Origin of the sequence: Spirosoma sp. (assembly GCF_048594605.1) — a bacterium.
In the GTDB taxonomy this organism is placed as follows: domain Bacteria; phylum Bacteroidota; class Bacteroidia; order Cytophagales; family Spirosomataceae; genus Spirosoma.
Genome location: NZ_JBMDWV010000085.1, coordinates 1 through 9,412 on the forward strand (window position 1 = coordinate 1; position 9,412 = coordinate 9,412).

Annotated in this window: 7 protein-coding genes; 1 reads left to right on the forward strand and 6 read right to left on the reverse strand. The window is 48.3% G+C overall.

Going from position 1 to position 9,412, the window contains the following annotated elements:
• Nucleotides 1–274 (reverse strand): MmcQ/YjbR family DNA-binding protein (locus ACOJS8_RS04880; protein WP_420147409.1); only part of this gene is annotated, 274 nt, incomplete at its 3' end.
• A gap of 788 nt (nucleotides 275–1,062) precedes the next feature.
• Here ACOJS8_RS04880 and ACOJS8_RS04885 point away from each other — a divergent pair.
• Entirely contained in the window at nucleotides 1,063–3,456 is a 2,394-nt protein-coding gene (locus tag ACOJS8_RS04885) for a TonB-dependent receptor domain-containing protein (protein ID WP_420147410.1), read from the forward strand.
• Here the strand turns inward: ACOJS8_RS04885 and ACOJS8_RS04890 are convergent, their stop codons facing one another.
• The 5 genes from ACOJS8_RS04890 to ACOJS8_RS04910 form a co-directional block, all read right to left on the reverse strand.
• Nucleotides 3,457–4,740: a sensor histidine kinase gene (locus ACOJS8_RS04890; RefSeq protein WP_420147411.1), complete on the reverse strand. Its 1,284-nt coding sequence runs from the start codon at nucleotides 4,738–4,740 to the stop codon at nucleotides 3,457–3,459.
• A 110-nt stretch (nucleotides 4,741–4,850) separates the two neighbouring features.
• Complete coding sequence (locus tag ACOJS8_RS04895) at nucleotides 4,851–6,284, reverse strand: sigma-54-dependent transcriptional regulator (RefSeq protein ID WP_420147412.1); 1,434 nt, start codon at nucleotides 6,282–6,284, stop codon at nucleotides 4,851–4,853.
• Nucleotides 6,285–6,391: 107 nt separating this feature from the next.
• Nucleotides 6,392–7,546 carry an ABC transporter permease gene (locus ACOJS8_RS04900; RefSeq protein WP_420147413.1) on the reverse strand — a complete coding sequence of 385 codons (1,155 nt, stop codon included), beginning with the start codon at nucleotides 7,544–7,546 and terminating at the stop codon, nucleotides 6,392–6,394.
• A gap of 86 nt (nucleotides 7,547–7,632) precedes the next feature.
• Nucleotides 7,633–8,880, reverse strand: coding sequence for an ABC transporter permease (locus ACOJS8_RS04905; protein WP_420147414.1), 1,248 nt, complete (start codon nucleotides 8,878–8,880; stop codon nucleotides 7,633–7,635).
• A 103-nt stretch (nucleotides 8,881–8,983) separates the two neighbouring features.
• A partial coding sequence (locus ACOJS8_RS04910; RefSeq protein WP_420147415.1) for an ABC transporter ATP-binding protein occupies nucleotides 8,984–9,412 on the reverse strand: 429 nt, incomplete at its 5' end.

A 9,412-nucleotide genomic window follows, 5' to 3' on the forward strand; every position in this document is an offset into this window, starting at 1 on the left:
CGTAGCATTCAGCTGGCTCTAGATTATCGAATTGGACTATCGTATAGCCTTGCTTCCCCCATTTGCCTTCTACCACTGAATAGGTAATCGCGTCTTGACTAATTAATCGAGCTTGTTGAGCGAGGCTCAACCGTACTACAATTTGTTGTTCAAGGGGCCAGATTGTAGCGAAGATTTTATTATTGACTCGAAAAGCGGGTCGTTGCCAATGGTCTTTTTCTAGAGCCTGCGGTAGTGATAGAGCTAGTTTGCGTAGGGTTTGCTCATCAATCATAGTCTCCTAATTGTTGTATGATCTTGCTTATGTTAGGTGGTCTTGTTGCGATTGACCAATTTAAGGACAAAAACCAAAAAGGAACTGCTTGAAAATCCCAATAGAACATATCTAAACGGCCCATTAAAAGCGGCTAGTAGTAAGCTGGCCACGGCCAATAATAAAAGCACTCGATCCGTTTTCATAGAGCATTTTCAGGGGTTGGTCCAGGGATGATCAATAAGTGAAATTGAAAAATAAACGACTATATTTTCTAAATCTAAAAAAATTAGCCTTTTTCTTAAACAATTCGTTAGCTGGCCAGTTTTACTATCATATTTCACTCGAAGTAGTCCTAGATGCACTTAAAACGCAGCCCTAGGTCTGCACACAGAGCGAAAAGAAAGCCAGGTGACTTCGTGTTGTCTGGCTTTTACTATTTCTCCATACGATGTTTTACTCGCAGTTAATAAGCTTATTCTATGAATAATCCCTTACCATAACAGCGATTTTCCAACTTAACCTGGAAAAATATAATTGATAAGATCACAAAAGAGTTAGGCTTTACCAAATAATTCTCCTCACGAAATCTATCTTGACAAGAGACTAAGAACTAATCATTACAAATTATAAACCCCGTTTAAAACCGCACAGGTAGCCCGGCGGCAATTTTCGCCCGTTTGCAATTAAAACACTTATAGAGCGAGTACGGATTTATAAATCCATACTCCTGATTCCCGTTTCCTGAACCGATTTCATTGGGCTGCGGCTGATTTTTGGACCAGTTAACATTCATCCAAAAATCAGCCATGAACGTATCTGGCCTTCTATTTTCCATTGGCCTCTTTCTCGCCTTGCCTCAATTTGTTTTTGGTCAGCCCGCATACGCGTTGACTGCCCGCCTTACCAATACCCATCAGGAGCCTGTTTCTGTACATGCGCGTCTGCTTTCGGTTCCCGATTCGGCCCTGCTCAAAAGTGGCGTTTTTCCCGATGGGCTGGTTTCGTTTAGCGCCATTCCGCACAGGAACGCCGTACTTCATGTAAGTAGTGTGGGCTTAGCCGATTCGCGGATTCCGATTCAGAACCCTACTCAGTCAACACTGGATTTAGGCGTGATTGTACTGCAGGAACGTAATGCTCAATTAACGGAGGTTCGTATTCGCGGACAGGCTCCTTTGGTTCGGTATGGTGAAAACGGCAGCGTGGATATACAGGTGGCGGGTACGATTCTGGCGGGCAGTACGTCGGTCAACCAGATTCTGGAACGTTCACCCGGTATTACGTTCAACGAAGGGCGTATCAACGTAGTGGGAAAAGGCGAAGCACTTATTTTCCTCAATGGGCAGGCCATTACGTATGAGCAACTGGTGTCGATTCCGGTTAGTCAGATTGTTCGGGTCGAAATTATTGCCAACCCATCGGCCCGCTACGACGCCGAAGGTAAAGCGATCGTCCGGGTCATTACCCGAACAAATCCCGAAAGAGGTACGACGGGCTCCGTTACGCTGCAGTATACGCATTCAGCTTTTGCGGGTGACGAAAGCAATACGCTGTCGGATCTGACGTACCGAAAAGGCAAACTGACCGTTGCCGCAAACTATACGCTACGTGGCGGCAACGACCGTGAAATCCTGTACACAACCCGCACCCGCCCTGCAACGTCCAACTATCTGTACTCCGAATTAACGACCGACTGGCAACGGAAACTGCATAATTATTCCAGCTATGGCCTTGGTGTTCAGTACAACCTAACCGAAAAAACCTACGTATCGCTGGGTTACAAAGGCAACTTCGATAAGCTGGGCGGCAATCAGTACAGTCGAAACAGTCTGACCAATGCGGTCGACAAAGGGGTTTACAAGAGCACGCTGAGCAAAAATGAACAACGGCTAAATCATTCGCTGATTTTCAATTACAACCAAACGCTCGATTCCCTCGGCTCGTCGCTCTTTCTGGGCAGTCAACTGGCCAGCTTTAGTACGGATATTCATGACCAGATCAGCGAAAACAACCTGCTGAACGACAGTAGTTTTGCTCAGCAGCTAAAAAATGATCAGGCCTATACGATTCTGATTTCCAGTACGCAGGCCGATTACACCAGGATGCTACGTGCCAGTAAAAAGCTCGAAACAGGATTTAAATTCACGTATGCACATACTACGTCAGGGACAGATTTTCTGGTGGCGGCTGCCGACACTGATTTTCAGCTCGACCCCAACTTATCCAGTCATTTCGCGTACGCCGAATTGATTCCGGCCGCTTATATCAATTATTCAGGATCGCTTGGGAAACAGCTTCGGTTCGGGGCCGGGCTTCGGAGCGAGTGGACGTATTATGACCTGAGCACAACCGCTGGATCGGGACAGGTGATACAGAAAAATTATTTGAGCGTGTTTCCCAATCTTTCGCTGTCGAAAACGGTTTCGGACGAGTTGGATTTCCGACTGTCCTACGTTTCCAAAATCGCCCGACCCCGATATCAGGCCCTGAATCCCTATGTCATTTATCAGGACCCGTTTACGTCGATTCAAGGCAACCCAAATTTGCGCCCTGAGAAGATTCATTCGTTTGAAATCGGGATGAAATACAAGCTGATTGACCTCCGCGCGGGCTACAATTACACGATTGACCCGATTAGTGGAGCCGCTTTGCGGGGCGATGGGCCGAACAGCTACGTACTTAAAGGCATTAACCTCGAAAAAGACAATACGTTCTTTCTTTCCGGATCGACTACCCTGACAATCAACTGGTGGAATACGACCAACACCATTACCCTGAGCCAAAGCAATTCTGTTGATAACCAGTATGGATTTCAACTAGTTACACCCCGACCGCAGCTTTACGTATATACCAACAATACGTTTACGATCAGGAACGTAGTGAAACTTCAGCTTCTGGCCTGGTATCTGGGCGACAAATATTACGGGCTTTACCACGACAAAAGTCGGGCTACCGTTACGTTTGGGATGGAGAAAGACTTTTTCAAAAATGCCTGGAAACTACGGCTCACGGCCAACGATATTTTCCATCAGACGAACCGGGCCGGATATTACAGCGTAGGCGAAACCGACATCTATTACAATCGAACCTATAGTACGTCTAGTTTTAACATCAGCCTTACGTATCGGTTCGGAAAACCACTTAAAGCGACGTACCGCAGCCAATCGACCGCCGAAACAGAACAAAATCGGGCCCGATAGTTACGTAGTAAATTCGATCAGAAACTCGGTCCAGCCGTCGGGTTGGGTTTTAAGCGAGAACGTAAAGCCGTGATTTAATAGAATTTCGCGCGTAACGGTCAGACCAATTCCCTGCCCCTGGGGTTTGGTGCTGTAAAACGGATTGAACAGATTAGCCTCTGTCGCTTCGGAAATTGGCTGGCCATCGTCACGAACGAGCAAAGCGTTTGCCCGACTGACTATGTCTACCTGATTACCAGCTTTACAGGCTTCGAGTGCGTTTTTCACCACGTTCACCAAAACCTGCTCAAACTGCTCTACATCAACACCTTGCCGGTTTTCTTCGTGAACGGTTATTGCCAACGTAACACCGACGGCTTCGGCCTGTGGCTGCATCAGTTGTACTACGTTGCGGGCAATTTCGCTTACATCGGCCAGTTGTTTCTGGGGTTGGGGTAAGCGCACTACGTCGGCAAATCGGCGCATGAAGCGATTGAGCCGGTCGTTTCGTTCAACAGCTACACGTAGCGCGTGCTGAACGTCGGGTTCTGCTACGTAGGATTGGGTTACGTCGAGAATGGAGTTGACAGCTCCGATGGAGTTGTTGACTTCGTGCGCCATCATCCGAATCACTTTGCTATAGGCTTTTTTCTCGGTTGCCAGAATTTCGGGCGTCAGCTCTTCGATCATCAGAAACGACCGACGAAAGCCCCGATCCATAAAATTGGAACGTAGCACTTTATAGGTTTCAATGCCGTTGGGTTTCATCACCCGCGAGTCGCCGTCGGTCATATCGGCCATTTGCGCCAGCAGCGAATAGCCAATTTCGTCCAGATGCCTGCCCACTACGTCGTCGGACTGAATCGACAAAAGATGACTGGCCTTCGGATTAACGGACGCAATCCGTCCGTCGAAATCAAAAATCAGGATGGCAATGGGGGCCGCTTCGACAAGTTTTTCCAGAAAAAACTGCTGTTCAATCTGTTTTGTACGTTCCTGCCGAAGCTGGTCGATCATGAGGTTATAGACGGTGATCAACTCATCGACTTCCTGATTGCCCGTCGATACAAATTTGACGGTGAAATCTTTATCCCGGATGGCTTCAATTCCCGATGCAATGAACTCGGCTGGCTGCTGAAACTGTCGGTAAATGCTGACAGCGATGATGATGGAAACGATCAGCCCGGCCTCACTGGCGATAAAAACGAGTTTGTTCTCGCGCAAGACTAAAAACAAAAGGCCAGCAATCGCTACGTGAATAGCCACAATATAAAGCAGATAGCGAGTGCGGAAAGTTAGGCGCATGGGGAATGGGGGTAAGGGCGTGGGGCTTAGGGTGTGGGGTATGGGGTTTAGGCTATAGAATACTCTATAAACCAATCCTCCTCCATGCCCCACTCCCTTACCCCTCTGCCCTACACATCTTCGTACGGAATGCCAAATTTCTCCAATCGGCGGTAGAGTGCAAAACGGGTGATGCCCAATGCCCGCGCTACTTTTGCTACGCGGTTCTGATGAAACGCCATAGCCCGCTGAATCATCTGGTATTCCATTTCTTCCAGTGTCATTGTGCCGATGTCGGGAAGCGAGGTGTGGTAGTGCGGCATTCCGGCGGAGGGCATGGGGTTATTTTGCTGAGTGAGGTTTTGGGCGAAGTCGTCGGGTTGAAGTTCGTCGTTGGCCGATAGCAAAACAGTACGTTCCACTACGTTCTTGAGCTGGCGAATATTACCGGGCAAGGGCAGGTTTCTGAGCCATTTCTGCGCCGACGTACTGACTTTGAGATCAGGACGATTGTAAATGGTTTTCAGGTTGTTGACAAAATAGTTAACCAGCAACGGAATATCACCAGGACGTTCACGAAGGGCGGGCAGACGAACCGTTATGAGGTTGATCCGGTAAAACAGATCTTCCCGAAACAGGCCTTTGCTGACCATCTCTTCCAGGTTCCGGTTGGTGGCGCAGATAACCCGCACATCTACCGTTCGGGACTTACTACTGCCCAGCGGCTCGAACGTCCGATCCTGCAGCACACGTAGCAGTTTAACCTGACTGGCGGGGTCAAGGTCGCCGATTTCGTCCAGAAAGATAGAGCCTTTGTTGGCCAGTTCGAAACGACCCACGCGATCGGATTTAGCGTCAGTGAAAGCCCCACGCACATGCCCGAACAGTTCGCTCTCGAACAACGTACTGGAGATGCCGCCGAGATTGACCTTTACGAACGGGTTTCGTTTGCGCCGACTGTTCTGGTGAATGGCTTCGGCAATGAGTTCTTTACCCGTACCGCTTTCGCCCGTAATGAGTACGGGAGCATCGGTAGGTGCTACGCGCCCGACAGTCGTCAGAATATCGAGCAGATGCTGATCTTCGCCAACAATGTTTTCGAACTGAAATTGCTGGTCGAGTTTCCGGCGATTAGGCGATGTCGGTGCGGTTTGCGCCAGATTGAGCGCGGTACGTACCGACTGTACGATGTGATCGTTCTGCCAGGGTTTGGTAATGAAATCTTTCGCTCCGGCTTTCATGCCTTCTACGGCCAGATCGATACTACCCCAGCCCGTAATCAGAATAACCGGTACGTTCGGCAACCGCTCCCGAATCCGACGTAGCAGTCGCAGTCCATCATCGCCCGACGTATCGACCGAAAAATTCATATCCAGCAGAATCACCTCCGGCGTCTGTTCGTCCAGTACCTCAAACGTCTCGAAGGGTCCGTCCGCGACACGCACGGCAAACCCTTCTTTCCTGAAAAGCAGCGAAAGTGAAGTCTGAACAGCAATATCGTCGTCGATAACCAGTAGAGACGCAATACGTTGTGTCTCCTGACCGGATGGTTTTTGGTTGATCATAAACGATGTACAATCGTTACGCAAATTTATAAGCAAATAATTGGTTGACGCCTGCTTTTGCTGACGCGAATGAGACGCAAGGTATTGCCGGTCCGCCGGTGCGGTCTCTACTCTTCATGCAAGGCTGTGGCGGGCTGAATTAATGCGGCCTGACGACTGGGAAATAAGGCGCATAACGTAACGATGCCGTAAATAATCAGCACTGCCAGGAAAATGGCTGTTACGTAAACACCGGTTTGCACATCAAAGACATTTAGTAACGGAAATTGGGCGGCAAAGAGCAGGCCGATCAGCATGGCGAACGTAGCGAGTACCCAGATTTCGCCGACGAACTGACCCGAAATACCGCTGCCTGTGGCCCCAATGGCCCGACGTAATCCGATTTCGCCCCGGCGTTTGGCAATGCTCAGGTTCAATACACCGAACAAACCAAGCGCTACGTTAATCAACAGAAAAATGGAGATGATGGAAGCAATAATGACGGGCACGAGCACCAGATTATGCTGATTTTTTCGCGAATCCGTCAGGTAATCGACTTCTACACTCCAGCCCGTTACCATCAGAGCAATGTCCTTTACCACTTTGGCTTCAAACTCGGCATCCGTTCCGGGCTTCACTTTGATAAGTATGGTATTGGTCCAGGCATCGTTGGCATCTACCAGTTGAAAAATGGCGGGTTTATTCGTCATAAATTCACCTTTCGCTTTAAAGTTATCGATCGTCCCTACCACTTTGTATTCTTTACTGACGATTTTCCCCAGCGGATTTTCATCACTAAATAGTTCTTCCTTCATTTTTTGATTAATCACAACGGGTTTATATTTCCCGACACTGTCGGCAGACTGAAACCATTTCCCATTAGGAACCGATATATCAAGCGTTTTCGCAAAATTCTCGTCCGCTACGTAGCTGTCGGCCTGCGTGCTACGCTTGTTGTATTCGAAGCTGTTACTCATCTGGCTCGCCGAAAACGGGAAATTACTGCTCATCCGCGACACAGATTCGACATCAGGGTAAGCTTTCAGACGCTGAACAATACGTTGTAATTTGGCTGCTACGTCGGTCGTATCCTGATTGTTTCTTAGACCAATGGCCCAGACGTTTTCGTACGAAAATCCGATTGGCTCCCGGTAATTCCCGACGTTTATCACAATCAGGGTGGCCAGGCCAAATAATACCATAAACGAAGCCCAGATTTCTACAATCAGCAGTGTATGGGCTTTTTTCTTATTCCAGATGAGTTTAAACAGATGACTTAGCATAGCAATGTTGAATGATAGAATGAGTGAATGATAGAATGGGCTGAACGAGAAAATACTCGCTCATTCTATCATTCAGTCATTGAAAATTAAGCTTTTAGCGCTTCAGCAATGGTTAGTTTCGACATACGTAGTGCGGGAAGCACACCCGACAGGAATCCGAACAGCAGGCAAACGAGCATACTGATCATGAATACACTCAGGTTGATGGTCAGGTCAGCATAGGCAATCCAGCCGCTGCTGTTGATCAGGTTGATAACGAGCAGCGTCAGGACTAACGCAATGGCACCGCCGATAAACGTAATGAAAATATTTTCGACGATAAATTGCCAGACCAGCGTGCGGACGGGTGCGCCGAACGCTTTACGAACACCGATTTCTGAACCGCGCTCCATAATGCGGCTGACGTTGACATTGACCAGATTGATGGCCGGTAACCCCAGCAGCATAAACACCACAAAGAAAATGATGCCGTAGAAAATGGATTTCAGACCAGGCCCCCCATCCAGAATCGTTCCAATGAAGTTTTCGGCGTAGGGTTCAGATTTTACCTCTACGGAATAATATTTCCACCCGTTTTGTACACCTGGAACCGGAATCCGGTTTATCCGACTCTGAAACTCCTCCTGAATGGCGGGCATGTCAGCCTTCTTTTTGGCAAGAATGACACTAACAAAATTCCCCCGCATACCTTCCTCCTGGTAATTGCTCTTAGGCGCATTGTAGGGAAAGTAAACATCGGCATACGTAAATGGACGTGTTGCCGGGCTTCCTTTCACTACGCCAATGACTCTGTAGTTAACATTCTCAACATCAATGTTTTTACCGACAACCGATTCGGCGCTGTTGCCAAAATATTGTTTCTTCAGATCATCGTTAATCACCGCTACGTACTCGCCGTTGGCGATGTTCTGCTCATTGTACGGCTTTCCTTCCAGAAACTCAAAGTCCATAATGCGCCAGAAATCGGCATCCGTAAATTTGGTATTGAGCTTGATTTTCTGCGAACCCACGTAGGCGTTCGACGTATTGTAAAATGTGCAAATGGTAACACGTTCGGGCGTTTTCAGCGTTTTAGCGAAGTTCGTCAGGAACTTGAAACTCATTGGCCCTGTATTCCGCCCTGAGCGTGCAGAATCGCGTTGCACCATCTGCATGATGTAAAGCGACCGATCCCGTTTCGTTTCGGGATAATGCGTTCCGAACAGGTGATCCAGAAACGACGTCAGGACCATCAGCACCGTCAGCGTGAGACTGATTCCGAACAACGTAATGAAGGTGTAGAACGGATGCCGCAGCAACACCTTCCAGGCAATTTTGATGTAGTTAAGTAGCATAGTTTTGAATGATAGAGTGATTGAATGATAGAATTTTGAATGATTGATAAAATGGTTTTATGCGCCAGCTATTCTATCATTCAATAACTCTATCATTCAACCTTTACAACACCTGTGTCCCGTCAAAGAGCCTCACCAGCCGATGCGTACGTTTGGCCATTTGTTCGTCGTGCGTAACCATTACGATGGTAGCGCCATCGTCGTTGAGTTGCTGCAGAATGTTCATGATTTCGTTACCCATTGCGCTGTCGAGATTGCCGGTTGGCTCATCGGCCAGGATGATATCGGGATTGCCGACGATGGCGCGGGCAATGGCGACGCGCTGTTTCTGCCCACCCGACAGTTGCTTCGGAAAATGTTTCATCCGATTGCTCAGCCCCACTTTCATCAGCGCATCTTTCGCATAATCCTGACGCGGTTTACCATTGGCCGAACGATACAGTAGCGGAATCTCTACGTTATCGAGCACCGACAAGTCGTTGATCAGATGGAAGCTCTGGACAATAAATCCGATTTTCTGATTCCTCAGCCG